Origin of the sequence: Micromonospora sp. NPDC048935, assembly GCF_043197875.1 — a bacterium.
GTDB lineage: Bacteria > Actinomycetota > Actinomycetes > Mycobacteriales > Micromonosporaceae > Micromonospora.
Genome location: NZ_JBICTZ010000001.1, coordinates 1,132,220 through 1,159,011 on the forward strand (window position 1 = coordinate 1,132,220; position 26,792 = coordinate 1,159,011).

Here is a 26,792-nt window from a genome sequence, read left to right on the forward strand (position 1 = left end):
CCGGCCGGACCGGTACGGGCGGCGGTGACGAGCGCCGCGGCCAGCGCGCCGAAGTAGAGCAGCACACCGACCAGCCCCAGGTCGTTGCCGACGGTGAGCAGCAGATTGTGCGGCCCGATGTCGAACGGGTTGGTGCCGATGAACACCCCCGCGCCGGATCCGTTCAGTGGTGACTCCGACCAGGTGGACAGCGCGTAGGGCCAGATCGAGAGGCGTCCGGAGATGTCGCCGGTGGGTCGCCCGTACAGGCCGTCGAGCCAGAGCAGCTCGGCCTTCGGTGCCAGCCCGAACGGCACCAGCACGACAAGAGCGGTGGCGAGCCCGGCGACGGTGATCCCGGTCAGCCGGGGCACCACGCGGGTGGCCAGCGCGCTGACCAGACCGAGCACGATGCCGATCGCCGCACCGCGCGAGCCGGTGAGCAGCACGCCGTACCCGAGCGGCACGGCCAGGGCCAGCGGCGCGAGGCGCAGCACCGGCCGGTGCGCGCCGGCGGCGGCGAGCACCAGGGCCAGCACCACCCCGGCGGCCAGGGTGTACGCCGTGCCGTTCACCTCCCTGCCGTCGATGCCGTAGCGCTCGGCGAAGAGCAGCACCTGCCCCTGGGAGCGGGCGCCGGTGACCATCTCGACGGCGACCGCCACGCAGCCGAGGAGGAAGGTCCAGCCGACCAGCAGCAGGTCCCGTCGTCCCCGTACGACGTGCCGGCAGGCCACGAAGAGCACGCAGACCGAGATGTACCGGTAGGCGGCGGGCCCGGTGAGGTCGGGGTGGCTCGTCCAGAGCAGGCTGGCGGCGGCCCAACCGGCGGTGAGCAGCGCGACGGTGTCGACCGCCCGCAGCCGGGGCAGCCGGCCGGTCAGCACGATGGCCACCACGGCGAGGATCGCGACGTAGTTGAACGACCACCACGGTGGCCGGGCCACCAGGTAGGCGGCCACACCGAGGACCAGCACGGCGGGCAGGCTGCCGGCGGGCGCGACCGGCGCGGGGCCGGTGTGCGAAGCGGGTCGCCGTTCGACACGGGTCAGCGGGGCGGGCGCCAACCGGGCGCCGCCGGTGTGGTGGTGCCGCAGGGCGTGGGTCGGACCGTGTCGCGGTGGCGCGTCGGTCACCGCGGGCGCCCCGCGTCGACCCGGCCCGGACCGCGTCGCGGCGTCCGGGCACTCCGGCGTGGCGCGGCGACCACGGCCGACCCGCGACGCGCCGGGCCGGACGAGTGACCGCGCGGCATTGGGAGTCCCTTCGGGGGGTCGGTCCGGTGATCGCTCGTGTCCTGACTGGCCCGAGAGTGGTCCGCCGACACCGGCCGTTGCCCGGCCCGGGGACCGAACCGTTTCTACCAGGTACGGCGGTACGAAGTGGTCAAATCCGTGCATAGACCGACATGTTTTCTGAGTGCCCTATGGCTCGTTTGGCCCGTTTGCGGCTCAAACACGTATCTGCTGCTGGGGCCCCTCGTTGACCCGTGTGCCGCATCCGGCGGGGCTTCCGCCTGACCGTCGGAGACCGGTGCCCCCGCCACGGTGAGCAGCGCCGTGCCGCGCCGGGTCGACGGGTGAGAACCGCCCGTCGGGTGACGAACGGGAGAACCAATGAGCGTGATGACCGCGGGCCGCCGGGTGCTGATCACCGGCGGGACCGGATCCTTTGGACAGACCATGGCCCGACGACTGCTCGACCGGGACGTCGCCGAGGTGCGGATCCTCAGCCGGGACGAGGCCAAGCAGGACGCCATGCGGCGATCCATCGGTGACGGGCGGGTGCGCTACCACATCGGCGACGTCCGTGACATCGACACGGTGCTGCGGGCCACGCGGAACGTCGACTTCGTCTTCCACGCGGCGGCGCTCAAGCAGGTGCCGTCCTGCGAGTTCTTCCCCCTGGAGGCGGTACGCACCAACATCATCGGCAGCGGCAACGTGGTCGAGGCCGCCGCGCAGAACGGCGTCAGCTCGGTCGTCGTGCTCAGCACCGACAAGGCCGTCTACCCGGTGAACGCGATGGGCATGAGCAAGGCGCTGATGGAGAAGGTCGCCCAGGCGTACGCCCGCAACAACCCGAACAGCGCCACCACCGTGTCCTGTGTCCGGTACGGCAACGTGATGTACTCGCGTGGCTCGGTGATCCCGCTCTTCATCGAGCAGATCAAGGCGGGCCGCGCGCCCACCGTCACCGACCCGGCCATGACGCGCTTCCTGATGTCGCTCGCCGACTCGGTCGACCTGGTCGAGCACGCCTTCCACCACGCCCGCCCCGGCGACGTGTTCATCCGCAAGGCGGCCGCCTGCACGATCAGCGATCTCGCCGAGGCGGTCTGTCAGCTCTTCGACGTGCCGTTCAAGCTGGACATCATCGGCGTACGGCACAGCGAGAAGTCGCACGAGACCCTGGCGAGCCGCGAGGAGTTGGCGCAGGCCGACGACTTCGGCGACTTCTACCGGGTGCCGTTGGACGCACGGGACCTCAACTACGCGCTCTACGTCTCCGAGGGCGAGGTGGGCGAACGGCCCGGGGACGACTTCAACTCGGCGAACGCCACCCGACTCGGCGTACCCGATGTGGTGCGGCTGCTCAGGTCGCTGCCGGAGGTCCGGGCGGAGCTGGCGCTGCGGGACCCGGTGCTGGCGTGCTGAGCCTCGCCGTCACCGGCGCCGGCGGTTTCCTCGGCTGGCACCTGCGGGTCCTGCTGCGTGCGCTCGGCTGGCCCCAGCCGACCGTGTTGACCCGCGCCGATCTGGTCGACCCGGCGGTGGTCGCCCGCAAGATCGCGGGGACGGACCGGGTGCTGCACCTGGCCGGCGTCAACCGGGGTGAGCCCGCCGACGTGGCCGCCGGCAACGTCCAGCTCGCCGCCCAGCTCGCCAACGGCCTGCGGGTCTGCCCGGACCCGCCCGCACAGGTGGTCTTCGCCAACTCCACGCAGGCCGGCAACGGCACCCCCTACGGCGACGCCAAGGCCACCGCCGCCGGCATCCTCGCCGAGACCGGTGTGCCCCTGGACGACGTGCTGCTGCCCAACCTGTACGGCGAGCACGGCCGACCCTGGTACAACTCGGCCGTCGCCACGTTCTGCCGGGTCCTCGCCGACGGCCATCAGCCGGAGGTGCACGCCGACCGGCAGTTGGACCTGGTGCACGTCACCGACGCCGCCGCCCGGCTGGCCGGCGTCACCGCGGGCGGCTCCTGGGACCCGGCCATGCCGGCGCTGCGGATCGGGGTCCGGGACGTCGCAGCCCAGCTCACCTCGTACGCCGACACCTACCGCACCGGCGAGATCCCGCCGCTGCGCGACAGGCACGACGTACGGCTGTTCAACACCTACCGGTCGCACTGCTTTCCGGCGCACTACCCACTGGCCCTGCCCACCCGGGCCGACGCGCGGGGCGCACTCGTCGAGACGGTCAAGGCGCACGGGGGAGCGGGGCAGACCTTCTGCTCCACCACCCGGCCCGGGATCACCCGGGGCGAGCACTTCCACCTGGCGAAGGTGGAGCGGTTCGTGGTGCTGCGCGGCACCGCCGAGATCAGCCTGCGCCGTGTCGGCGACACCGACGTACTCCGGTTTCCGGTGAGCGGCGAGCAACCCGTGGTCGTCGACATGCCGACCATGTGGGCGCACAACATCACCAACACCGGCCCGGACGAGCTGCTCACCCTCTTCTGGACCAACGAGCTGTTCGACCCGGAACGGCCCGACACGTGGCCGGAGCCGGTCGGTGACGAGCACCGGGTGCCGGCGGGCGTCCGGTGACTGACCTGCGGAGGGAGACCACATGACCCGCGTGATGACAGTCGTCGGCACCCGTCCCGAGATCATCCGACTGTCCCGGGTGCTCAGCCGGTTGGACGAGACCGTCGACCACGTGCTGGTGCACACCGGGCAGAACTGGGACAGCACCCTCTCCGACGTGTTCTTCAAGGAGCTGCGGCTGCGCGAACCGGACCGGTTCCTGCGCGTCGACACCGCGTCGTTGGGCCGGGTGCTCGGCGGAGTGCTGGTCGGCATGGAGACGGCGATCGCCGAACTGCGGCCCGACGCGCTGCTCGTGCTCGGCGACACCAACAGCTGCATCGCGGCCCTGATGGCCCGCCGGATGCGGGTGCCGGTCTACCACATGGAGGCCGGCAACCGCTGCTTCGACCTCAACGTGCCGGAGGAGACGAACCGGCGACTCGTCGACCACGTGGCCGACTTCAACCTCGTCTACACCGAACACGCCCGGCGCAACCTGCTCGCCGAGGGCCTGCACCCGCGCCGGATCCTGCACACCGGCTCGCCGATGCGGGAGGTGCTGGAGCACTACCGGGCACCGATCGCCAGCTCGACGATCCTGCGGCAACTGGAGCTGGACCACGGCCGGTACTTCCTGGTCAGCGCGCACCGGGAGGAGAACGTGGACCGGCCCGACCGGCTGCGGCGGCTGCTGGACTGCCTGGTCGCGGTCCGCGACCGCTGGGGCTACCCGGTGCTGGTCTCCACCCACCCGCGTACCCGCAAACGGTTGGAGGCCCTCGCCCCGGACGCCAGCGCGCTGGACGGCATCGCCTTCCACGATCCGTTCGGACTGCTCGACTACGTGCACCTACAGACCAAGGCGTTCTGCACCCTCTCCGACAGCGGCACGATCAGTGAGGAGGCCGCCATCCTCGGCTTTCCCGCGGTCACCCTGCGCGAGTCCATCGAACGCCCGGAGGCGCTCGACGCGGGCGGGATCATCATGACCGGTCTCGACCCGCAGGGCGTGGTCGAGGCGGTCGAGGTGACGGTGGCGCAGGTCGCCGCGCAGGGCGTGCCCTGCCCGGTCGACTACCAGGTGCCGGACACCTCCCGGCGGGTTGTCGACTTCATCCTCTCCACCGTGCGTCGACACCACGACTGGGCCGGCATCCGGCACTGAGGCACCGCGGTGGGCGGTCGGTGGTCCGGCGGGACCGACCACCGGCCGCCCACCGTCGTGTTCACCGCCGCCCGGCCGCCACGTCCTCCACGATGTCCGCCACCTCGGCCGCCGCCCGCAGGTCGTCGAAGGACGTCAGGACGTGGCGGCGGGCCAACCGGCCGGACAAACTGAGCGTGCCGGCGACCCAACCCCGGTACGCCGAGTCGAGCGCCTCCACCAACGCCGCCGGATCACCAGGCGGAACGACCCAGCCGCAGCGATCGGTCACCGCCTCGGGCAGGCCACCGGCGGCGCTGACGATGCTCGGCACACCCATCGCGCCAGCCTGAACCGCCGCACCGGGGCCGTCACCAAGCGACGGGGAGACGCTGACATCCGCGGCGGCGTAACAGGGCCGCACGTCCGCGACCGACTCCACCCAGGTGATTCCCGGGTCGCCGGCGATGCCGAAGCGTTCGCCGAGCTGCCGCCGGTAGTTCTCACCGGCGGCCGTCCAGCCGCCACCGACCAGCAGCAGGTGCGCGCCCGGGTGTCGGCGGCGGAACGTCCGCCACGCGGCCAGCAACACCTCGTGCCCCTTCACCCCCCGACCCGAGTGGATCAACCAGGTGGGCGGGTAGACGTGTGCGACCATCACCGCCAGGAACACGCCCTGGTCGATGCCCAACTCGGCGCGCAGCTTGGCCCGCTGATCCGGGCCCGTGGCGTCCGGGCTGAACGCGTCGGTGTCCACCCCGTACACCGCGACCGGGCGACGGTGCGGCGGACACCCCAACTCGCCGTACCGGGCCGAGGCGTACCGGCAGCCGCAGATCACCACGTCGTCGAGCCGCCACAGCAACCGCTCCACCGACCGGACCAACCGGGATTCCAGGTACGCCGGGTTGGCCACCATGTGCACCCGGCGCACCGGCAGGCCCAGGGTGGCCAACCGCACCGCGTACGCCGACGCGATCAGGTGGTACTGCACCACGTCCGGGCGCAGCCGGCGCAACAGCGCGCGCAACAGCAGCAGCCCGACGGGCGCGTACCGGCCCATGGTGAAGTCGTACGGGGAGCTGAGTACCTCGACGCCGCGGTGCTCCAACTCGTCGGTGAGCCGCCCGGTGCCCTGCGGCAGTACGACCGTCACCTCGTGCCCCCGGTGCCGCAACTCCTCGACCTGCGGCAGCAGCCACAGCCCGCCGGTGTTGGTCTTGACCACCACCGCGATCCGTAGCTGGCGGACACCGAGCGGACGGTTCGCGCGGGGGCCGACGCTCACCGGGCCGGGACTCCCTTGACCACAGTGCCGGCGGGGACGTCGCGGACCACGCAGGCCCCGGCACCGACGGTGGCGCCGGTGCCGACCCGCAGCCTCTGCAACACCACGGCACCGGCCCCGATCAGCACACCGTCGCCCAGGTGGCAGTCGCCGGAGACCGCCGCCAACGGGTTGACCGACACGTGGTCGCCCACCTCGCAGTCGTGCGCCACCGCGCTGTTCTGGTTGAGGTGCACGTGCCGACCGAGGGTGACGTTCGTGGTGACCCGGGCACCCGGAAACACGATCAGACCCTCGCCGTAGACGGTGTCCGGGCCGACCGTGGCGTCCGGGTGCACCAACACCGCCGCCGGCAGCCGGTACGCGGCCAGCCGCTGGTCCACCGACCGTCGCGCGGTCGGATCCCCGATGCCCATCGCCAGGTGGGTGCCGGCGGGCTGCTCGCCCAGGCGGGCGGTGCCGCCGAGGTAGGGCACCTCCAGCCGCTGCACCCGTTTCAGGTTGACCTCGCTGGGACTGTCGTCGACGAAGCCGCGTACCCGCCACACCGGACCGCTTTGGGCGGCGGCGTTGACGGCCCGGACGATGCCGAGCACCTCCCGGCCGTGCCCGCCGCAGCCGACGACGACGATGTCCAGGCTCACCGGCGACCCTCCGCCGGCCCGTGACCACCGGCGCGGACCAGCTCCGCCGGGCCGAGGAACTCGTGGGCGGTGGCCGCACCGGCCGCGGTGATCCCCTCCCGGCGCACGACGGTGCGTACCGTGCGCAGCAGGATCCGCAGGTCCAGGGCGAGCGAGCGCTGCCGCACGTAGCGCACGTCGAGGGCGAAGCGATCGTCCCAACTCAGCGCGTTACGCCCGTACACCTGTTGGAGGCCGGTGATGCCGGGGCGGACGTCGTGCCGGCGAAGCTGCTCCGGGCTGTAGCGGCTCAGGTACGCCGGCAGCAGGGGACGCGGCCCGACCAGGCTCATCTCGCCGCGCAGCACGTTCCACAACTGCGGCAGCTCGTCGAGGCTCGTCGTGCGCAGCCACCGACCGAAGGTGGTGAGCCGGGCCGCGTCGTTGGCCGGCGCCTCGTCCTCGCCGCCGAGGGTCATCGAACGGAACTTCACCAGGTGGAACAGCTCGCCGTACCGACCCGGGCGGGCCTGCCGGAACAGCACGGGCCGACCCATGGTGACCAGGACGGCCAGCGCCACCGCGGCGAGCACCGGTGACGCCAGCAGCAGGCCGGTGGCGGCCAGGACCACGTCCAGCACGCGTTTCACGATGTCGTAGGGCCGGTTCATCGGTGTCCGTCCAGAAACTCGGTGATCGCGGCGAACACGCGCTCCACCTGGTCGTCGGTGAGGGCGGAGCCGCTGGGCAGGGACAGGCTGGTGGCGAAGAGGCCGTCGGCGACACCGGTGCGGGCGACCTGCCGGTCGGCGTACACCGGTTGGCGGTGCATCGGTTTCCACATCGGGCGGCACTCCACCCCGTGGCTGGCCAGGTGCTCGGCGAGTTGGGCGGGCTGCCAGCCGGTCCGCTCCGGTTCGACGACCACGGAGGTCAGCCAACAGTTCGAGCCGGGGTCACCGGCGCCGAGGATCCGGGTGCCGGTCACGCCGCCGAAGAGCCGCGCGTACCTGTTGCGCAGGGCCCGCCGCCGGGCGATCATGCTGTCCAGTCGGGTGAGCTGGGCGCGGCCGAGCGCGGCGAGCAACGTGCTGAGCCGGTAGTTGTAGCCCACGTCGCGGTGCTCGTAGTGCGACACCGGCTCGCGGGCCTGGGTGGCGAGGTGGCGGGCTCGGGCGACAAGCGCGGGGTCGTCGGAGACCAGCATCCCGCCGCCCGTGGTGGTCATCACCTTGTTGTGGCTGAACGAGTAGATCCCCACCCGGCCGAACGTGCCCGCACACCGCCCCCGGTAGGTCGAGCCGAGGGCCTGCGCCGCGTCCTCCACCACCGGGACGCCCATGGCCGCGCAGAGCGGCAGCAACCTGTCGTAGTCGGCGCACCGGCCGTTGATGTCCACGCTCAGCACGGCGGCGACCCGTCGGCCCGCGTCGACGAGACGACCGAGCAGGTCGGAGAGCAGGTCGACGTCGAGGTTGCCAGTGGACGCCTCACAGTCCACGAAGACCGGTTCGGCGCCGGTGTAGGTGACCGCGTTGGCGGTGGCGGCGAACGTGAGCGTGGGCACCACCACCACGGTCTCCGGGCCCGCGCCGACGGCGAGCAGTGCCAGGTGCAGGGCGGCGGTGCCGGAGGAGAGCCCGAGCGCGTGACCCACGCCGACCCGTGCGGCGAGCTCCTGCTCGAACGCGCCCAGCTCCGGCCCGTCCGGGTCGAAGCGCCCGGCCCGGATGGCGCGCAGCAGGTAGGACTCCTCCAACTCGCCGACGTCGGGCGGGGAGAGGAAGACCGGGTCGACGACGCCTGGTCCGCCGCTGCGCGCCACTGGCGGACGGTGGTGGATCAGATCCACGGATGGCGCCTCCGATCGGACGATAGGGAAGACCACAATGGTTGTATCAGCCGGTATCGGGGCTTGTGCGTGCTTTGGCCGACAAAGTGGCGACTCCGCTAGATCGGAGGCCACTGTCGGCTGGCCACACCAGGGAGAACGAGCGCGACACCCGGTGGTGATTGCCCGGCCGACACCGCACGGCGTGGCGCTGCCGCGTGTGGGCGTATCCCGCCGGCCGTGGCCGGCAGGCTGTCGGTGGCCGTCGCCTACCGGGTGTGGGGCCCGTCGTCCAGCAGCCGGGTGAGCAGCGTCCGCAACGGGATCGACTCGCCGTCGCGGCCTCCCGCCCCGATCACCAACGGCGCCGGGCTGGGCTGCGGGTCGACCCCGAACAGCCGGGCCCGCACGCCGCCGGGCACCGTCAACAGGTGGAACCGGCCGTCCACGTCCACCGCCCGGGTCGCGGCCCGGTCGACGTACCAGCCGGTCAGCCTCGTCCGGTAGCGCCCGCGCCCGTCGTAGCCGCGGGCCACCAGCCGGGTGGTGGGCAACCCACGACGGGTCGCCTCGGCCACGAACCAGGCCACCAACTCCGCCGCCTGCGACTGCTCGGCGGCCCGCCGCCGCGCGTCCGCGTCGGCGTGCGCCCGCACCGCCTGCCGCTGCCGCTCCCGCCACTCACGGCCGTCGCCCTCACCCACGAGCCGACGGTACGCGACCCGACTCAGTCGAGTACGGCCAGCAGGGTGCGCCGGGCGATGCCGGCCATCACCGGGTTCGTCTCCACGTAGTACGGCAGTGCGTTGATCGCCTGTTCCAGCGCCCAACCGCGCCCCCGCTCCCAGGTGGCGTCGTCCACGCCCAACGCCCGCCGGTACGTCTCCCGCGCCCCGGCGTCGAACATGTTCCACGCCGGCATCAGGTCCACCGCCGGGTCGCCGACCTTGACCGACTCCAGGTCGATGACCGCGACCAGGCGGCCATCGCGGACCAGCAGATTGCCCGGCATCAGATCGGCGTGGATCCACACGTCGGCCGGGTCGACCCGACCCGCCTGCCGGCACCGGTCCCACACCCGGGCGAGCGCGGCGGTGTCGGTGAGTTCGCCACTGACGGCGAGGGCAGCCCGTACGTCGGCATCCTTGTCGGCCAGCGGCCCACCCCGACCGGACCCGGACCACGACCGTCCGCCGCTGTCGATGCCGTGCAGGGCGACCACGACGGCGGCCAGGTCGCGGGCGAAGACGTCGGCGTCGCCGATCCGGTCCGGCTGCGCCGTCTCCCCGGGGATGAACCGGTACGCCGTCCACGGCCCCGGGTACCCGTCGCCCGGCGCACCGAGGCCGAGTGGCTCGGGCACCGCGACCGGCAGGTGCGCGGCGAGCAGCACGGCGTGCTCCTGCTCCCGCCGCAGGGCGGCGCCCAGCTCAGGATCGGCGGAGGGCCGCAGCGGAAACCGCAGCACGAACTCCGTACCGAGCCGGAACAGGGCGTTCACCGTGCCGGCCGAGGGGAGAGCGTGCACCGGCAGTCCCCGCCACTGGGGAAACTGCTCGGCCACCAGCGCGGCGACCACCTCCGTGCTCACATCCACCTGGTCGACATGCATCCGCACCGCGAGATCATCACGCAGACCCCACCGCCGCGCGAGCCGATTACCCCCGCCCGCGCGCCGCTGGCTGGCACGGTCACGAAGGCCGCGCCCGGTACCTCCAACCTCGAACGCGCCCTGTAGAGCTGCCCCAGGTCTGGGGCAGCTCTACAGCGACCGCCGGCCCGAGGAGTCGGCCACCGCGCGTCCGGAGCCCGGGTGGCGCCGAGGACGACCGCTCTGCGCGGCATCCCGGGCGCCTGCTCGCGTCGACTGAGGAATCAGGCCAATCCAGCGCGGCGCAGAGCCTCCGCCATCGCGTCGTTGGCCGGCGCCGGCGCGCCCTGCCGCTGCTGCCCACCCCGTGCGCCCTGCCCGCCGCGCCCGCCGGACCCGCCGCGCCCGCCCTGGCCGCCGGACCCGCCCTGGCCACCGCGCCCGCCGGAGCCGCCCTGGCCGCCACCGGAACCGCCGCGACCGTCCTGCCCGCCGCGTCCACCCTGCGGTCCGCGCTGGGCCGGGCCGCCGCGTCCCTCCTGGCTCGTCCGACCACCGCCACCGGCGGGGGCCGGCTCGTCTTCCAGGCGCAGGGTCAGCGAGATCCGCTTGCGGGGTACGTCCACGTCGAGCACCCGCACCCGCACCACGTCACCGGACTTGACCACCTCGCGGGGGTCCTTGACGAAGGTCCGGGACATCGCCGACACGTGCACCAGGCCGTCCTGGTGCACCCCGACGTCCACGAAGGCGCCGAACGCGGCCACGTTGGTGACCACACCCTCCAGCACCATGCCCGGGGTCAGGTCGCCGATCTTCTCCACCCCCTCGACGAAGGTGGCGGTGCGGAACTCCGGCCGGGGATCGCGGCCCGGCTTCTCCAGCTCGGCGAGGATGTCGGTGACGGTGGGCAGGCCGAACCGGTCGTCGACGAAGTCGGTGGCCCGCAACCCGCGCAGGATCGCGCTCCTCCCGATCACCGAGCGCAGGTCCTGCCCGGTGCTGGCGAGGATCCGGCGCACCACCGGGTACGCCTCGGGGTGCACGCTGGAGGAGTCCAGCGGGTCGTCGCCGTCGGGGATGCGCAGGAAGCCGGCGCACTGCTCGAACGCCTTCGGCCCGAGCCGCGCCACCTTCTTCAACTCGGTACGCGACCGGAACGGCCCGTTGGCGTCCCGGTGCAACACGATGTTCTCGGCCAGCCCGGCGCCGATCCCGGAGACCCGGGTCAGCAGCGGCGCGGAGGCCGTGTTGACGTCCACCCCGACCGCGTTGACGCAGTCCTCCACCACCGCGTCCAGCGACCGGGACAGCTTCACCTCGGACAGGTCGTGCTGGTACTGCCCGACCCCGATCGACCGCGGGTCGATCTTGACCAGCTCGGCGAGCGGGTCCTGGAGGCGGCGGGCGATGGACACCGCCCCGCGCAGCGACACGTCCATCCCCGGCAGCTCCTGCGAGGCGTACGCGGAGGCCGAGTAGACCGACGCGCCAGCCTCGGAGACCATCACCTTGGTCAGGTTGAGCTGCGGGTGCCGCTTGATCAGGTCAGCGGCCAGCTTGTCGGTCTCCCGCGAGGCGGTGCCGTTGCCGATGGCGACCAGCTCCACCCCGTGCGCCCCGGCCAGCCGGGCGAGGGTCTCGACGGATGCGTCCCACTGCCGGCGCGGCTCGTGCGGGTAGATGGTGTCGGTGGCGAGCACCTTGCCGGTGGCGTCCACCACTGCCACCTTCACGCCGGTCCGTAGGCCCGGGTCCAGGCCCATCGTCGGGCGGGTGCCGGCCGGCGCGGCCAGCAGCAGGTCGCGCAGGTTGGTGGCGAAGACGCGTACCGCCTCCTCCTCGGCCGCCTGCCACAGCCGCATCCGCAGGTCCGCGCCGAGGTGGATGAGGATCCGGGTACGCCACGCCCAGCGGACCGTGTCGGCCAGCCAACGGTCGGCCGGGCGGCCCGCGTCGGACACCCCGAACCGGCCGGCGATGGCCGCCTCGTAGCGGGTCGGGCCGGTCGGCACCGCGTCCGCCTCACCGGCCTCCTCCGACTCCATCGTCAGGTCGAGCACGCCCTCCTTCTCGCCCCGGAACATGGCCAGGATCCGGTGCGAGGGCAGCTTCGGGTACGGCTCGGAGAAGTCGAAGTAGTCGGCGAACTTGGCGCCGGCGGTCTCCTGACCGTCGCGTACCCGGGAAACCAGCCGGCCCCGCGACCACATCTGCTCGCGCAGCGTGCCGATCAGGTCGGCGTCCTCCGCGAAGGTCTCGATCAGGATGGCGCGGGCGCCCTCCAGTGCGGCGGCGGCGTCCGCGACGCCCCTCTCCGCATCGACGAACCCGGCGGCCGTGGCCCGCGGGTCCTGGCCGGGGTCGGCCAGCAGCGTCTCGGCCAACGGCGCGAGCCCGGCCTCCCGGGCGATCTGCGCCCGGGTGCGCCGCTTCGGCTTGTACGGCAGGTAGATGTCCTCCAGCCGGGACTTCGAGTCGGCGGCCATGATCTGCGCTTCCAGGGCCTCGTCCAGCTTGCCCTGGCCGCGGATGGACTCCAGCACCGCCGCCCGTCGCTCGTCCAGCTCGCGCAGATAGCGCAGCCGCTCCTCCAGCGTGCGCAACTGGGTGTCGTCGAGCAGGCCGGTGGCCTCCTTGCGGTAACGGGCGATGAACGGCACGGTCGCGCCGCCGTCGAGCAGCTCCACGGCCGCCCGCACCTGACGCTCGGCCACGCCGAGCTCGTCGGCGATCCGCTGATGAACAGACTGGGTCACGATCTCGATCCGCCTTCGGGAGTGGGTACCGCCTGCATTGTGCCGGGCGGCCCGGTGCGCTGTCGCCGCGCCCGGCCGAGTTGATCCGTCCCGCCCGACGGGGTTGATCCGTCCCGTCCGGCCGGGCTGAACCGCCGCGTCCGGCGGGGTGACCCCGAGACGGCCCGGGCGGGCCTGCGCTAGCGTGGCGATCATGGAAACACCTGCGGAGCCGCGCGCCCGGCGGCTCTTCGGCGGCAGCGCCCGGGCCCTCGGCGACCTGACGGCCAACCCGTTCCGCGCCGACCGGGACCGGATCGTCGGCTCGCCGTTCTTCGCCCGCCTCGGCGGTGTCACCCAGGTGATCAGCCCGGTCGGCTCCGGGCTGCTGGTGCACAACCGACTCACCCACAGCCTGAAGGTCGCCCAGGTCGCCCGGGCGGTAGCCGAGCGGCTGAACGCCGACGAGCGGTGGCGTGACCTGCTGGACAAGCTTGGCGGCTGCGACCCCGACGTGGTGGAGGCCGCCGCGCTCGCCCACGACCTCGGTCACCCGCCGTTCGGTCACCTGGGCGAGCGGGTGCTGGACCGACTGGCCCGCCAACGCCTCGGCCTCGCGGACGGGTTCGAGGGCAACGCCCAGTCGTACCGGATCGTCACCAGCACCGAGATCCGGGGCGCGGCCACCACCGGCTTGGACCTGACCGCGGCGGTCCGCGCGGCGATGCTGAAATACCCGTGGACCCGGCTGGACCACCCCGACCCGCACCCCCGCACCATGGACCCGCCGCCGCGCGGAGCCACCCCGCCGCCGGACGACCCGGAGAGCGGCTCGTCGAAGTTCGGCGCGTACCGCACCGAGCTGGACGACCTGCGGCAGGCGCGGGAGCCGTTCACCGGCCGCATCCCGGACTGGCAGCAGACCGTGGAGGCGTCGGTGATGGACACCGCCGACGACATCGCGTACGCCATCCACGACGTGGAGGACTTCTACCGGGTCGGTGTGCTCCAACAGGGGTCGGTCTCCGCCGAGCTGATGGCCTGGCAGCGCGAGAGCGGGCAACTGCGGGCGATCACCGACGCGGCGCTGGCCACCGCGGCGCGACGGCCCGGTGCGGCGATCGAGCGGCTCCGCCGGCAGTTGCACCGCAAGGACGCCTGGATCGCCGACGACGACGCCTTCGCCGCCGCCGTCGAGCACGTCCGTGAGGAGTTGGTCGACGGGCTGCTGGCGATGCCGTTCGACGGCTCGATCGAGGCCGAGCAGTACGTGGCGCGGTTCTCCGCCCGCTGGTCCACGCGTTTCGTCGAGGCGATCACGGTGACCGACGCGCCCTCGGTGCGCTCCGGGCACGTGCTCCTCGGCGGTGCGCAGTGGCACGAGGTGCAGGTGCTCAAGTTCGTCCACCACCGGTTCGTGCTGGCCCGCCCGGATCTCGCCCTGCACCAGCGCGGCCAGGCCCGACTGCTGGGCACGCTTGTCGAGGCGCTCTGGGAGTGGCTGCTCGACCCGGAGGAGGAGTCCCGGTTGCCCCGCCGGCTGCACGACCTGGTCGAGTTGGCCGAGGCGGAGCTGCACCCGCGTACCCCGGACCGGATCGGGCGGGCCCGGGGCCGGGCCATCGTGGATTTCGTCGCGCAACTCACCGACGGTCAGGCGGTAGCCATGCTGGACGCGCTGTCCGGCCGGTCCGGTGCCCTCTGGACCGACGCGTTCGTGCTCTGAGCGGCCTGCCCCCGCAGGCGATGCCCGCCGTGGCCTGGTTCAGGCGATGCCTGCCGTGGCCTGGTTCAGGCGATGGCCTGCCACCAGCCGTCGACAGCGGGCGGCTCGTCGACCACCACCCGTTCCCCCGGGCGGGGCACGGCGAGCCGCACGTCGCGGGCCTTCGCCTCGGCCCACAGCCGGTCGACCGGCTCGGACCAGTCGTGCAGGGCCAGGTTGAACGTCGCCCAGTGCACCGGGACGAACAGCCCACCGCGCAGGTCGAGGTGGGCGCTGACGGCCTCCTCGGGGAACATGTGGATCGTCGGCCAGGCCCGGTCGTACGCGCCGATCTGCATCAGCGTCACGTCGAACGGGCCGTGCTCGGCACCGATCTCCGCGTACCCGTCGAAGTAGCCGGAGTCGCCGGTGTAGAAGACCCTGCGGCGCGCCCCGGCCACCACCCAGGAGCTCCACAGGGTGCCGTCGCGGCGCAACCCGCGACCGGAGAAGTGCTGCGCGGCGGTGGCGGTGATCTCCAGCCCGGCGACCCGGTGCGACTCGGACCAGTCCAGCTCGATGATCCGCTCGGCCGGTACGCCCCAACGGTCCAGGTGCGCGCCCACACCGAGCGGCACCAGGAACGGCGCGGACTGCCCGGCCAGCAGCGCTCGCACGGTGGCCATGTCGAGGTGGTCGTAGTGGTCGTGCGAGATGAGGATGGCGTCCAGCGGGGGCAGCTCGTCGATGCCGACCGGTGGTTCGTGCAGCCGACGCGGGCCGACCAGCCCGGACGGCGAGCAGCGGTCGCTCCACACCGGGTCGAGCAGCACCCGCCGGCCCTCGATCTCGATCAGCGTCGAGGCGTGCCCGTACCAGACGATGTTGAGCTCGTCGGCGGTGTCGGACGACTGCGGCGCGCCGACGCTGGGGCGCAGCAGCGGCACGGGGGCGGTGGGCCGCCGCTTCTGCTTGCCGAAGATCAGCTCGCGGAGCAGGTTGCGCCCCGGTTCGGCGATCATGGTGCGGGTGCCGGCCCGGTTGTGGAAGGTGCCCTCGCGGAACTGGGGTGAGCGGGCCGCGCGTTCGGCCCGGGCCCCGCTGAGTCGGCCACCGAGGGCCGCCGGCACATCCCGGGCGACCCAGGCCAGGCCGGCGAGCGCGGCCAGACCCGCCGCGCCCCGCATCCGCCGCCCGAGCGACCGTTCGACGTCCGTGTTCCGCGCTCGTGCCATTGCCGTCCCTCCGACGTGTCCGCCCTACACGGTAGTCACCCGCGCCGAACGGTGCCCCGGCGGTCGCCACGCCGGGTCGGTCGGGGGCCAGGGCGGGTGCGCCGAAGCCCCTGGCCGGCCTGCGGCGGCCAGGGGCTTCGAGGAGGGGCCCGCTTGATCCTTAACCTGCTAGCCGCCGTTGCTGGGGCGGCGGGCCGTGATCCGGAACGTCTTGCCCGCGCCCGCGATGCGGTCCACCGCGGCCAGGAACCTGGGGCCCATGGCGGCGCGGGCCTGCACCGCCGGGTGGGTGGCGCCGAAGTTGTCCGGGTCCGCCTGACCGTCGGCGAACAGCGCGTAGGTGAGCACCGCCGCGCCGGAACGGTCGAAGATCACACCGGCCTCGTGCCGGGCGTCGGCGTACCAGCCGGCCTTGGTGGCGATCCGCGCCCGCTCGTCGGAGGACATCGTGCGCCGGATGCCGTCGGTGAACGCCACCGGGGAGCGCAGGATGCCCAGCAGGTACGTGGTCGAGGCGGGCGAGAGCAGCGTGCCACCGACCAGGGCACGCAGCAGGTCGTGCGTCTCACGCGGGGTGCTGGTGCCGAGGAAGAACCGGTTGGGGTTGGCCACCGGCTCGACCTGGGTGTTCGGGAAGCCCTTGGCGACCAGGATGGAGTTGATCTCGGCGGCCGGGGCGACCAGGCCACACAGCCGTACCGCGGTGTCGTCCGACACGGTCAGCAGGTTGGCCAGCACGTGCCCGATCGTCACCTTGCTGGGGTACGCGCCGTCCAGGCTGAAGATGCCGTCACCGCCCGGCACGACGATCGCGGCGGTCACCTCGACCTGCTGGTCCAGGGTGAGCAGCCCGCGGTCGACCTTGTCGAGCACCGCCGTGGCGACCGCGATCTTGTTGACGCTGTACGCCTCGATCCGCCGGTCCGCGTCGGCCGCCACCGCGACCACCGCCGTGCCGGCCGGGTCGGCCACGCTGACGTACGCCTGCCAGTTGCCGCCGGCCTCGGTGCTGTGCCTGCTGAAGATCGAGGCAACCCGGGTGGCAGCCCGGGCGGGGGTGGTCGGGGCGGCCTCGGTGCTCGCGGCGGCGCTCGCCGGAGCGGCGGCACCCAGCACCGTGCCCGCGGTGGCCATCGTGCCCAACCCGAGTGCGGTCCTACGGTTCAGTCGCATGGTCAATCGTCTCCCCCATTGTGGAGCGCCAGAGCGCTTGCTGGCCCACCACCCTAGGCGAGTTGATCGACGCACGACGACTCCAAACTGTTGCAAACAGTCCCGAACAGATCAGCCGAGCCGCCGGCGCACTGCGGTGCCAACCGCACCGACCGGCCCGAACAGGAGAGACCGCAGGTCGGGGAGGTGACCGCCGCGTACCGCCTCGCCGACCGGGTTCGGGGCGAAGACCGAGCCGTCGTGCGCGGCGACCGGCCGTCCACCGAGGCCCAACGCCCGCATCAGCGGCCCGACCAACACGTCGTAGACCCCCGGCAGTACGGTGAAGCCGGCGCGCAGCACCACGTTGAGTCGACCCACGGAGACCTCCCGACGGGGCCGGTCCACACAGTCCACGACGGCCCGGGCCACCCGCTGCGGGCTGGCGACCGGCGGTGGGGGCCGCCCGATCCGGCCCAGATAGTTGGCCGCCTGCTGGTAGACGGGCGTGTCCACGCTGCCCGGGTTGACCAGGCACAGCCGGATCTCCGGGCGGTCACGTAGCTCCTGCTGCACCGTCCGGACCAGACCCCGCAACCCCCACTTGCTGGCCACGTACGCGCTCATGTACGGCGCGGTGACGTGCCCGAGCACCGAGCCGGTGAGAACGACGGTGCCGGCGCCGACGGCCCGGAAGTGCCGCAGCGCCACCCGCACCGAGGCGGCCGCGCCGAGCAGGTCGGTGCGTACCACCTGGTCGAAGACCCGCTCGGGCAACTCGTCGAAGCGCCCGTAGGCCATCACCGCCGCCGTGTGCACCCAGACGTCGACGCGGCCGAACCGACCGATCGCCGCGTCCGCGAGCGCCTGCAACGCGCCCGGCTCGGTGACGTCGGTCGGTACGGTCAGCACGTCGACGTCGGCGCACTCCGCGCGTACCTCGGCAAGGGTCGTGGTGGCGCGGGCGGCGAGGACGAGGCGGTCGCCGCGCCCGGCGAACGCCCGGGCTGTCGCCCGGCCGATCCCGCTGCTCGCGCCGACGACCACCACCACCCGGCTCACGGTTCGAGCACGACCTTGATGCAGCCGTCCTCCTTCTTCTGGAACATCTCGTACGCCTGCGGAGCGCGCGCCAGCGGCAACCGGTGGGTACGCAGGTCCTCCACGCCCAGCGGATCGTCGTCACCCGAGAGCAGCGGCAGGATCTCGTCGGTCCACCGGCGCACGTGGCACTGCCCCATCCGCAGTTGGATGCCCCGATCGAACATCTCCATCAGCGGCATCGGGTCCACCTCACCGCCGTAGACGCCGGAGATCGACACGGTGCCGCCGCGCCGGACCGCCTTCACCGCGGCATGCAGCACCGACAGCCGGTCCAGGGCGCCCTTGTCGGTCATCACCTGGGCCAGCTTGTCCGGCAGAAGCCCGACGGCCGCGTGGGCCAGCTTGCCGCCCGGTGAGCCGTGCGCCTCCATGCCGACCGCGTCGATCACCGCATCCGGGCCACGCCCGTCGACCAGGTCGATCAGCGCACCCGGCACATCGGACAACTCGCGCACGTCGAGCACCTCGATCCCGTGCCGGCGGGCCAACTCCAGCCGCTCGGGCACCAGGTCCAACCCGATCACCCGGCCGGCACCGAGATGACGGCCGATCCGGGCGCAGAACTGCCCGACCGGGCCCAACCCGAACACGGCCAGGGTGCCGCCCGGCGGGGTGTCCGCGTACTTCACGGCCTGCCACGCGGTGGGCAGGATGTCGGACAGGTAGAGGTAACGCTCGTCGACACCCGTCTCCGGAATCTTGATCGGGCCGAAGTGGGCCTGCGGGACCCGCAGGTACTCGGCCTGCCCGCCGGGCACCGAACCATAGAGCGAGGTGTACCCGAACAACGACGCGCCCTTGCCCTCGCTGGTGACCTGGGTGGTCTCGCACTGGGCGTAGAGCTGCCGGCTACACATCCAACAACTGCCGCAGGAGATGTTGAACGGCACCACCACCCGGTCACCCGGCCTGAGCCCGGTCACCTCCGACCCGACCTCCTCGACGATGCCCATCGGTTCGTGGCCCAGGACATCACCGGGCTTGAGGTACGGCCCGAGCACCTCGTACAGGTGCAGATCCGAACCGCAGATGGCGGTCGACGTGATCTTCACGATCGCATCGGTCGGCTCCTCGATCCGCGGGTCCGGCACCTCCTCGACCCGTACGTCCCGCTTGCCCTGCCACGTCAACGCCTTCATGACTGGTCGCCTCCCTTGGTCGCTGCCTGACTGCTACCCGGGAGAGAGGAGTTGAACCGGCCGCGCCCGAGGGCTACGGTTCGCGCCCCGTTGGCTTTGGTGTCGGTTGTGCCGGTCGGGCTTGGTCGGTGGTGCGGCCTGTCGGTGGTGCGGGCTTGCTCGATGGTGCGGGCTTGGTCGGTGGTGCGGGCTTGGTCGGTGGTGCGGGCTGTCGGTGGTTGCGGTCGGGGCTGGGGGCGACCGTCCCCGGCTCCGGGCGGTCAGGCTTGATCCCTCCGCCGGGGACGGTCGCCCCCAGCCCCCACGTGGGCGACGTCTGCCTGTGTGTTCTTCGCGCTCGGGTGGGTGGAGCCCCTCGTCTGCTCTTCGTGCTTGCGTGGGTGGGGTTCGCCTGTGTGTTCTTCGCGCTTGCGTGGGTGGGGTTTGCTCGTCTGCTCTTCGCGCTTGCGTGGGTGGGGTTCGCTCGTGTGTTCTTCGGGCTTGTGCGTTCTTCGCGCTTGTTTGCTCTTTGCGCTCGCGTGGGTCCGCGCTTGTGTTTCCTGGCCTGGCCTGGCCTGGCCCGGTGCTCGATCGGCTCGTTGCTTCCGGCTCTGCCTGCTGTTGGCGTTCGTGTTCTCGCTGCGCTGGTCACTCGGTACCGGCCGCCTTGCACTTCCTGCACCGACCTGCACCCAGATGCTGTGCGATCCGTCCTCCTTGTCCCTTTCGTCGGATCAGCTGGCGCGTTCTTCAGGGCAAGATCGAGCTGATCAACTCGTGTTCCTTGAAGTCGCGGTATCCAGGGCCCGGCGACAGCCCGACTTCCTGAAACCCGAGTGGACCATGCGATCCGAATACGCCAGGGCGTGGCGGGGAGACGTGGCGGGCCGAGGCGATGGGGCGGGGAGTCTGAGGCTGGGCGGCGGGGCGTGGCGACGAGGCAAGGTGCGGTAAGGGCGTGGCGGGGCGATGGGGCCGGGCGTCGCGGGGGTGGCGGGTGCGATGGCGCAAGGCGGCGGGGCGGGGGCGTCACGGGGTTGCGGGTGCGAAGTGAGGCAGGGCGGTGGGTCGGGCGTCGCGGGGGTAGCGGGTGCGATGGCGCAATGCGGCGGGGCGGGCGGCGTCATGGGATAGCGGGTGCGAAGTGAGGCAATGCGGTGGGGCGTGGCGTCACGGGGAGTGGCGGGGTGGGCAAGGACGAGGACGGGGGCAAGGCGACGAGGGCGGGACGGTGCGGAGCGCGATGCGGTGCGGAGCGCGATGCGGGACGGAGCGCGATGCGGGACGGAGCGCGATGCGGCGCGAGCTGGAGTGTGCGGCGTGGGTCCGCCTCGGCCGGGAGGCGCGTCGACGGTTGACGGACACCGGCGTACCACCGGAAGAGCGCAACCGGCGGACGCACCGTGACCAAGGTCAGGGCTGGGGCGACCGTCCCCGGCGGAGGGATCAAGCCTGACCGCCCGGAGCCGGGGACGGTCGCCCCAGCCCCCCCGCAACCAAAGCCGAGACCGCAGCAACCAGAGCCGAGACCGCAGCAACCAGAGCCGAGACCGCAAGCCCTGAGCCGAGAGCGCAAACGCCAAACCGCCGTACCCCCCGAAGGTGGGGTACGGCGGTCCGGGTGGCGCGGCGCCTCAGGAGCCGGGGGTGTTGCCGGCGCCCTTGGCGGTGGCCGCGAGGTAGTCGCGGTTGAGGCGGCCGATGGTGTTCAGTGGGATGCCCTTCGGGCAGGCCGGGGTGCACTCGCCGGCGTTGGTGCAGCCGCCGAAGCCGGCCTCGTCGTGCGCGTCGACCATGCCGATGACCCGGGTGTAGCGCTCCGGCTGGCCCTGCGGCAGCAGCGAGAGTTGGGTGAGCTTGGCGGCGGTGAAGAGCATGCCGGAGCCGTTCGGGCAGGCCGCCACGCAGGCGCCGCAGCCAATGCAGGCCGCCGACTCGAAGGCGGCGTCCGCGTTGGCCTTGGCGACCGGGGTGGAGTGCGCCTCGGGCGCGCTGCCGGTCGGGGCGGTGATGTAACCGCCGGCAGCGATGATCTTGTCGAAGGCGCCCCGGTTGACGACCAGGTCCTTGATGACCGGGAAGGCGCTGGCCCGCCACGGCTCGATGTCGATCGTCTCGCCGTCGGTGAACTGCCGCATGTGCAGCTGGCAGGCGGTGGTGCCGCGCTGCGGCCCGTGCGCGTCGCCGTTGATCATCAGGCCGCACATGCCGCAGATGCCCTCGCGGCAGTCGTGGTCGAAGGCGACCGGGTCCTCGCCCGCGAGGATCAGCCGCTCGTTGAGTACGTCGAGCATCTCCAGGAACGACATGTCGGGGGACACGTCGTCGACCGGGTAGGTCACCATCCGACCCTTGTCCTCAGGGCCCTTCTGGCGCCAGATGCGCAGGGTCAGGTTCACTTGTAGCTCCGCTGCGTGGGGTGGACGTATTCGAACTTCAGGTCTTCCTTGTGCAGCACCGAGGGTTCACCGGTGGCGGTGAACTCCCACGCCGCCACGTACGCGAACTTCTCGTCGTCGCGCTGCGCCTCACCGTCGGGGGTCTGGTGCTCGGCCCGGAAGTGGCCGCCGCAGGACTCCTCGCGGTGCAGGGCGTCGATGCACATCAGCTCCGCCAGCTCGAAGAAGTCGGCGACGCGGCCGGCCTTCTCCAGCGACTGGTTGAGTTCCTCGCCGGTGCCGGACACCTTGACCCGCTGCCAGAACTGCTCGCGCAGGTCGCGGATCTCGTCGATCGCCTTGCGCAGCCCGGCCTCGCTGCGTTCCATGCCGCAGTGTTCCCACATGATCTGGCCCAGTTCCCGGTGGAACGAGTCCACGGTCCGGTCGCCGTCGACCGCGAGCAGTCGCTGGATCCGGTCCTCGACGTCGGTACGGGCCTCGACGGCCGCCGGGTGGCTGGCGTCGACCTTCTCCAGCGGACCGGAGGCCAGGTAGTTGGCGATCGTGGTGGGCAGGACGAAGTAGCCGTCGGCGAGGCCCTGCATCAGCGCCGAGGCGCCGAGGCGGTTCGCGCCGTGGTCGGAGAAGTTCGCCTCACCGATCACGAACAGGCCGGGGATGCTCGACTGGAGGTCGTAGTCGACCCACAGGCCGCCCATCGTGTAGTGCACGGCGGGGTAGATGCGCATCGGCACCTCGTACGGGTCCTCGCCGGTGATGCGCTCGTACATCTCGAAGAGGTTGCCGTACTTGGCCTCGATGGCCTTGCGGCCGAGCCGGCCGATCGCGTCGGCGAAGTCGAGGTAGACACCGAGCTTGGTCGGGCCGACGCCCCGGCCCTCGTCGCAGACGTTCTTCGCGGCGCGGGAGGCGATGTCGCGGGGGACCAGGTTGCCGAAGGAGGGGTAGATCCGCTCCAGGTAGTAGTCCCGCTCGTCCTCGGGGATGTCCTGGGGGCTGCGGTCGTCGCCCGTGGTCTTCGGCACCCAGACCCGGCCGTCGTTGCGCAGCGACTCGCTCATCAGGGTCAGCTTCGACTGGTGGTCGCCGGAGACCGGGATGCAGGTCGGGTGGATCTGCGTGTAGCAGGGGTTGGCGAAGTACGCGCCCTTGCGGTGTGCCCGCCAGGTGGCGGTGACGTTGCAGCCCTTGGCGTTGGTGGACAGGTAGAAGACGTTGCCGTAGCCGCCGGAGGCGAGCACCACGGCGTCGGCCATCTCGGTGCTGATCTCGCCGGTGACCAGGTCGCGGACGACGATGCCCCGGGCCTTGCCGTCGACGAGGACCAGTTCCAGCATCTCGTGCCGGGCGTTCATCTCGACGTTGCCGAGGCCGATCTGCCGCTCCAGGGCCTGGTACGCGCCGAGCAGCAGTTGCTGGCCCGTCTGGCCCCGGGCGTAGAAGGTGCGCTGCACTTGGGCGCCACCGAAGGAGCGGGTGTCCAGCAGGCCGCCGTACTCGCGGGCGAACGGCACACCCTGGGCGACGCACTGGTCGATGATGTTGACCGACACCTCGGCGAGCCGGTGCACGTTCGACTCCCGGGAGCGGAAGTCGCCGCCCTTGACGGTGTCGTAGAACAGCCGGTGTACGGAGTCGCCGTCGTTGCGGTAGTTCTTCGCCGCGTTGATGCCGCCCTGTGCCGCGATGGAGTGTGCCCGGCGTGGGCTGTCCTGGTAGCAGTAGGACTTGACGTGGTAGCCCTGCTCGGCCAGGGTCGCCGCGGCCGAGCCGCCGGCGAGGCCGGTGCCGACCACGATTACTGTCATCTTGCGACGGTTGGCGGGGTTGACCAGCTTGGCCTCGAAGCGTCGGGTCTCCCAACGCTTCTCGACCGGGCCGGCGGGAGCCCTGGTGTCGGCGATCGGGTCGCCCTCGGTGAAGAGTTCCATGTCAGGACACCAATCCGGTGAGTACGGCGAACGGGACCACCAGGTATCCGGCGCACAGCAGCACGGCGAAGACCAGCGCGGCGGTGCGCGCCCGGCGCTCGCCGCGGGGCGTCTGCTGGCCGAGACTGCGGAACGCGCTGAACGCGCCGTGGCGCAGGTGGAAGCCCACCGCGACGATGGCGAGCGTGTAGAAGAGCGTGACGTACCAGCGCTCCGGCGCGAAGTCGGCGACGACGTTGCCGTACGGCTTGCTCTCGTCGCCGACCGGGTTGAGCGTGCCGGTGGTGAGGTCCAGCAGGTGGTAGATCACGAAGAGCAGGATGATCACGCCACCCCAGCGCATCGTGCGGGCGGCGTAGCTGCCGTTGACCTTCTTGCGGTGGGCGTACTTGACCGGGCGGGCCGCGCGGGCGCGCCGGGCCAGCACGGTGGCCGCCACGATGTGGGCGACGACCGCCACCACGAGCACGGTACGCAGGATCCACAGGAACCAGACGCCGGGCAGCAGCGGCTTGCCGATGTCGCGCAGCCAGTGCGCGTAGTGGTCGAACGAGGTTTCCCCCGTGAACACCTTCAGGTTGCCGAACATGTGCGCGATCAGGAACAGCGCCAGCAGGATGCCCGTCACCGCCATGACGGCCTTGAGGCCGACGTTCGAGCGGATGGGCGACCGAGTTTTCGTGATGACCACGGAACCGACGCTAGGAGCACTTCAACTAGTCGTCCAATGCATCAAACTCGTAGTGTTGATAGCCGTAAGCTATGTAGATGCAACTCCATCAGCTGCGGTACTTCGTTGCGGTGGCCGAAGTACGACATTTCACCCAGGCCGCCGACATCGTCGGCATAACTCAGCCCTCACTGAGTAAGCAAATTCACGCTCTGGAGGCCGACCTCGGGGCACCGCTGTTCGAGCGGGTAAGGGGCAACATCGCCCTCACCGCGGCGGGTGAGGTGCTGCTGCCGTTGGCCACCCGGATCCTCGCCGACGTGGAGACCGCCACCCGAGAGGTGCAGGAACTGGTCGGGCTGCGCCGGGGTCGGGTCCGGCTCGGGGCGACCCCGAGCCTGGCCACCTCGCTCGCCCCGCCGGTGCTGCGCCGGTTCCGCGACGCCCACCCCACCATCGACCTGCGGGTCGAGGAGAGCGGATCTCAGGATCTCGTCCGTGACCTGCTCCGTGGCGACCTCGACCTGGCGTTGATCATCATGCCGGCCCAGGGCGCCGACCCGGGCCTGCGCGTCGACCCGATCCTGCGCGAGAGCCTGGTGGTGGCCTCGGTGGCGGAGGTGCCGACCGCCTCGGCGACCGGGGAACTGCACATCACCGACCTGCGCGACCAGCCGATGGTGATGTTCCGGGAGGGGTACGACCTGCGCGACGCCACCATCCAGGCGTGCCGCGACGCTGGCTTCGAGCCGACCTTCGCGGTGGACGGAGGCGAGATGGACGCGGTGCTCAGCTTCGTCGAGGCAGGGCTCGGCATCGCGTTGGTGCCGGGCATCGTGTTGGCTCGTCGGCCAGCCGTGCGGGCCACCCCGCTGGCCCCACCCGGGGTGCGGCGGACCATCGCGGTGGCGCGGCGCCGCGACGTCGTACCGACGCACGCCGGCCGGGAACTCCGGCGGATCCTGCTCGACTACATCCACTCGGCGATCGACGGCGACGACCTCCCACCGGGCGTGGATCCGCTCTGACCGGAGCCGGTAATCGACCCACTGAGTTAAATCATGCTTAAAGCGTAAATATCACAGCCGGTGCTGATGGCTGGCACCTAAGGTGGTTCCTTGCGGGCAAAAGCCCCATTCGTCTCCGTACGACTCACCGACGGCGTTCCTCGCCGGCAGGGAGGCCATCCATGAGGATTCTGGTTACCGGCGGTGCTGGCTTCATCGGGTCGCATTTCGCGCGCAGTCTGCTCGACGGGCGATACATCGGGTTCGAGCACTGCGACGTGACCGTGATCGACAAGCTGACCTACGCCAGTGACCGGGCCAACCTGCCGCTCGCACATCCCCGCCTGACGTTCGTCCGCGGAGACATCTGCGACCGACAGTTGCTCGCCGACGTGGTGCCGGGGCACGACGCCGTGGTGCACTTCGCCGCCGAGTCCCACGTCGACAGATCCATCGACGACCCGGCGCCGTTCTTCGAGACGAACGTGATGGGTTCGCATCACCTGCTGGCCGCGTGCGCCCGCGCCGGCGTCGGCCGGGTCGTGCACGTCTCCACCGACGAGGTGTACGGCTCGATCAGCGCGGGTTCCTGGAACGAGAGCTGCGCGTTGGAGCCCAACTCCCCGTACGCGGCGTCCAAGGCCGCCAGCGACTGCGTGGTCCGGTCCTACTGGCGCACGTACGACGTGGACGTGTCGATCACCCGGTGCGCCAACAACTACGGGCCGTACCAGCACGTGGAGAAGGTCATTCCGCGCTTCGTCACCAGCCTGCTCACCGGTCAGGACATCACCCTGCACGGCGACGGCAGCGCGGTGCGCGAGTGGCTGCACGTGGACGACCACTGCCGGGCCATCGCGCTGGTGCTGGCCAAGGGTCGGGCCGGCGAGGTCTACAACATCGGCGGCGACCTCGAACTCACCAACCGCGCACTGGCCGAGCGGATCCTGCGGCTGGCCGGCGCCGGCTGGGAACGGGTCCGGCACGTGCCGGACCGCAAGGTGCAGGACCAGCGTTACTCACTGGACTACCGCAAGATCACCGAAGAACTCGGCTTCGCGCCGCAGATCCGGTTCGGCGACGGGCTGGACGAGGTCTTCCGCTGGTACCGGGAGAACCGGGCCTGGTGGTCACCCGCAGTCGGGGAGCCCCGCGGCCCGGCGCTGACCAGCGCCGTCCGGACCGTGGCAGGCCCCCGAGGGCTCTCCCTGCACGCGCGCTGACCGCCGCGTGCGGGGGTGGTCGTGCGTTCCTTTGCTCTGCACCCGCGGAGGCACCAGCTACGGACGGTGAGTGTCGCCTCCGCGGGTGCAGAGCAAAGGTGGACGGACGACCGGTCGCTGGCCGTCCGGTCTGCGGGTGCGGGGCAGAGGTAGGTGGACGGACGACCGGTCGCTGGCCGACCTGGCTGCGGGTGCGGGGCAGAGGTGGACGGACAACAACCGGTCGCTGGCCGTCCGGTCTGCGGGTGCGGGGCAGAGGTGGACGGACGGCCGCCGCCGACCCGACCGGAGTCG

Annotated in this window: 20 protein-coding genes and 1 pseudogene; 6 read left to right on the forward strand and 15 right to left on the reverse strand. The window is 71.8% G+C overall.

Features of this window, described 5'->3' with window-relative positions; genetic code table 11:
- Positions 1–62 precede the first annotated feature (62 nt).
- A pseudogene (locus tag ACGFIW_RS05530) lies at positions 63–1,379 on the reverse strand (O-antigen ligase family protein); the annotation flags it as partial.
- Positions 1,380–1,595: 216 nt separating this feature from the next.
- Between ACGFIW_RS05530 and ACGFIW_RS05535 the strand changes: the two are divergent.
- The 3 genes from ACGFIW_RS05535 to wecB are packed head-to-tail and all read left to right on the forward strand — an operon-like array spanning position 1,596 to position 4,901.
- A complete protein-coding gene (locus tag ACGFIW_RS05535) occupies positions 1,596–2,636 on the forward strand; it encodes a polysaccharide biosynthesis protein (RefSeq protein WP_393311076.1) in 1,041 nt (346 codons plus the stop codon).
- Positions 2,630–3,754 carry an NAD-dependent epimerase/dehydratase family protein gene (locus ACGFIW_RS05540; protein WP_393311077.1) on the forward strand — a complete coding sequence of 375 codons (1,125 nt, stop codon included), beginning with the start codon at positions 2,630–2,632 and terminating at the stop codon, positions 3,752–3,754. Before ACGFIW_RS05535 ends, ACGFIW_RS05540 begins: the two co-directional genes overlap by 7 nt.
- Positions 3,755–3,776: 22 nt before the next feature.
- A complete protein-coding gene (wecB, locus tag ACGFIW_RS05545) occupies positions 3,777–4,901 on the forward strand; it encodes a non-hydrolyzing UDP-N-acetylglucosamine 2-epimerase (protein WP_393311078.1) in 1,125 nt (374 codons plus the stop codon).
- 61 nt (positions 4,902–4,962) lie between these two features.
- On the opposite strand, the gene ACGFIW_RS05550 is transcribed toward wecB, so the two are convergent.
- From ACGFIW_RS05550 to ACGFIW_RS05580, 7 genes are all read right to left on the reverse strand, one after another.
- Positions 4,963–6,168, reverse strand: coding sequence for a glycosyltransferase family 4 protein (locus tag ACGFIW_RS05550; protein ID WP_393311079.1), 1,206 nt, complete (start codon positions 6,166–6,168; stop codon positions 4,963–4,965).
- A complete protein-coding gene (locus ACGFIW_RS05555) occupies positions 6,165–6,812 on the reverse strand; it encodes an acetyltransferase (protein WP_393311080.1) in 648 nt (215 codons plus the stop codon). The genes ACGFIW_RS05550 and ACGFIW_RS05555 overlap by 4 nt, the downstream gene beginning before the upstream one ends.
- Positions 6,809–7,462 carry a sugar transferase gene (locus ACGFIW_RS05560; RefSeq protein WP_393311081.1) on the reverse strand — a complete coding sequence of 218 codons (654 nt, stop codon included), beginning with the start codon at positions 7,460–7,462 and terminating at the stop codon, positions 6,809–6,811. The genes ACGFIW_RS05555 and ACGFIW_RS05560 overlap by 4 nt, the downstream gene beginning before the upstream one ends.
- Positions 7,459–8,616: a DegT/DnrJ/EryC1/StrS family aminotransferase gene (locus tag ACGFIW_RS05565; protein ID WP_393311082.1), complete on the reverse strand. Its 1,158-nt coding sequence runs from the start codon at positions 8,614–8,616 to the stop codon at positions 7,459–7,461. The genes ACGFIW_RS05560 and ACGFIW_RS05565 overlap by 4 nt, the downstream gene beginning before the upstream one ends.
- Positions 8,617–8,891: 275 nt before the next feature.
- Positions 8,892–9,326: a hypothetical protein gene (locus ACGFIW_RS05570; RefSeq protein ID WP_393311083.1), complete on the reverse strand. Its 435-nt coding sequence runs from the start codon at positions 9,324–9,326 to the stop codon at positions 8,892–8,894.
- A gap of 23 nt (positions 9,327–9,349) precedes the next feature.
- Positions 9,350–10,234 carry an aminoglycoside phosphotransferase family protein gene (locus ACGFIW_RS05575; RefSeq protein WP_393311268.1) on the reverse strand — a complete coding sequence of 295 codons (885 nt, stop codon included), beginning with the start codon at positions 10,232–10,234 and terminating at the stop codon, positions 9,350–9,352.
- Between the two features lie 263 nt (positions 10,235–10,497).
- Positions 10,498–12,972, reverse strand: a complete 2,475-nt coding sequence (locus tag ACGFIW_RS05580) for a Tex family protein (protein ID WP_393311084.1) — start codon at positions 12,970–12,972, stop codon at positions 10,498–10,500.
- Between the two features lie 193 nt (positions 12,973–13,165).
- Here ACGFIW_RS05580 and ACGFIW_RS05585 point away from each other — a divergent pair, with 193 nt between their 5' ends.
- Entirely contained in the window at positions 13,166–14,677 is a 1,512-nt protein-coding gene (locus ACGFIW_RS05585; protein ID WP_393311085.1) for a deoxyguanosinetriphosphate triphosphohydrolase family protein, read from the forward strand.
- Positions 14,678–14,742: 65 nt separating this feature from the next.
- Here the strand turns inward: ACGFIW_RS05585 and ACGFIW_RS05590 are convergent, their stop codons facing one another.
- The 7 genes from ACGFIW_RS05590 to ACGFIW_RS05620 form a co-directional block, all read right to left on the reverse strand.
- Positions 14,743–15,891, reverse strand: a complete 1,149-nt coding sequence (locus tag ACGFIW_RS05590) for an MBL fold metallo-hydrolase (protein WP_393311086.1) — start codon at positions 15,889–15,891, stop codon at positions 14,743–14,745.
- A 168-nt stretch (positions 15,892–16,059) separates the two neighbouring features.
- Positions 16,060–17,064 (reverse strand): serine hydrolase, encoded by a 1,005-nt coding sequence (locus tag ACGFIW_RS05595; RefSeq protein ID WP_393311087.1) that lies wholly within the window; start codon positions 17,062–17,064, stop codon positions 16,060–16,062.
- A 111-nt stretch (positions 17,065–17,175) separates the two neighbouring features.
- The gene (locus ACGFIW_RS05600; RefSeq protein ID WP_393311088.1) at positions 17,176–18,105 is read right to left on the reverse strand and encodes an SDR family NAD(P)-dependent oxidoreductase; all 930 of its coding nucleotides are present in this window, start codon (positions 18,103–18,105) and stop codon (positions 17,176–17,178) included.
- Positions 18,102–19,286 carry a zinc-dependent alcohol dehydrogenase gene (locus ACGFIW_RS05605; protein WP_393311089.1) on the reverse strand — a complete coding sequence of 395 codons (1,185 nt, stop codon included), beginning with the start codon at positions 19,284–19,286 and terminating at the stop codon, positions 18,102–18,104. Before ACGFIW_RS05605 ends, ACGFIW_RS05600 begins: the two co-directional genes overlap by 4 nt.
- A gap of 1,613 nt (positions 19,287–20,899) precedes the next feature.
- Complete coding sequence (locus ACGFIW_RS05610) at positions 20,900–21,664, reverse strand: succinate dehydrogenase/fumarate reductase iron-sulfur subunit (protein ID WP_357245649.1); 765 nt, start codon at positions 21,662–21,664, stop codon at positions 20,900–20,902.
- Positions 21,661–23,598: a fumarate reductase/succinate dehydrogenase flavoprotein subunit gene (locus ACGFIW_RS05615; RefSeq protein WP_393311090.1), complete on the reverse strand. Its 1,938-nt coding sequence runs from the start codon at positions 23,596–23,598 to the stop codon at positions 21,661–21,663. Before ACGFIW_RS05615 ends, ACGFIW_RS05610 begins: the two co-directional genes overlap by 4 nt.
- A gap of 1 nt (position 23,599) precedes the next feature.
- Positions 23,600–24,283 (reverse strand): succinate dehydrogenase cytochrome b subunit, encoded by a 684-nt coding sequence (locus ACGFIW_RS05620; protein WP_393311270.1) that lies wholly within the window; start codon positions 24,281–24,283, stop codon positions 23,600–23,602.
- A gap of 83 nt (positions 24,284–24,366) precedes the next feature.
- Here ACGFIW_RS05620 and ACGFIW_RS05625 point away from each other — a divergent pair, with 83 nt between their 5' ends.
- Positions 24,367–25,296: a LysR family transcriptional regulator gene (locus tag ACGFIW_RS05625; protein WP_393311091.1), complete on the forward strand. Its 930-nt coding sequence runs from the start codon at positions 24,367–24,369 to the stop codon at positions 25,294–25,296.
- Between the two features lie 161 nt (positions 25,297–25,457).
- Entirely contained in the window at positions 25,458–26,498 is a 1,041-nt protein-coding gene (gene rfbB / locus ACGFIW_RS05630) for a dTDP-glucose 4,6-dehydratase (RefSeq protein ID WP_393311092.1), read from the forward strand.
- Positions 26,499–26,792: the final 294 nt, after the last annotated feature.

Bases quoted from the DNA above. Each gene is read 5' to 3' on its own strand.
- ACGFIW_RS05535 (WP_393311076.1), top strand. From the start codon at position 1,596: ATGAGCGTGATGACCGCGGGCCGCCGGGTGCTGATCACCGGCGGGACC.
- wecB (WP_393311078.1), top strand. From the start codon at position 3,777: ATGACCCGCGTGATGACAGTCGTCGGCACCCGTCCCGAGATCATCCGA.
- ACGFIW_RS05560 (WP_393311081.1), bottom strand. From the start codon at position 7,462: ATGAACCGGCCCTACGACATCGTGAAACGCGTGCTGGACGTGGTCCTG.
- ACGFIW_RS05575 (WP_393311268.1), bottom strand. From the start codon at position 10,234: ATGCATGTCGACCAGGTGGATGTGAGCACGGAGGTGGTCGCCGCGCTG.
- ACGFIW_RS05585 (WP_393311085.1), top strand. From the start codon at position 13,166: ATGGAAACACCTGCGGAGCCGCGCGCCCGGCGGCTCTTCGGCGGCAGC.
- ACGFIW_RS05590 (WP_393311086.1), bottom strand. From the start codon at position 15,891: ATGGCACGAGCGCGGAACACGGACGTCGAACGGTCGCTCGGGCGGCGG.
- ACGFIW_RS05595 (WP_393311087.1), bottom strand. From the start codon at position 17,064: ATGCGACTGAACCGTAGGACCGCACTCGGGTTGGGCACGATGGCCACC.
- ACGFIW_RS05605 (WP_393311089.1), bottom strand. From the start codon at position 19,286: ATGAAGGCGTTGACGTGGCAGGGCAAGCGGGACGTACGGGTCGAGGAG.
- ACGFIW_RS05615 (WP_393311090.1), bottom strand. From the start codon at position 23,598: ATGGAACTCTTCACCGAGGGCGACCCGATCGCCGACACCAGGGCTCCC.
- ACGFIW_RS05625 (WP_393311091.1), top strand. From the start codon at position 24,367: ATGCAACTCCATCAGCTGCGGTACTTCGTTGCGGTGGCCGAAGTACGA.
- rfbB (WP_393311092.1), top strand. From the start codon at position 25,458: ATGAGGATTCTGGTTACCGGCGGTGCTGGCTTCATCGGGTCGCATTTC.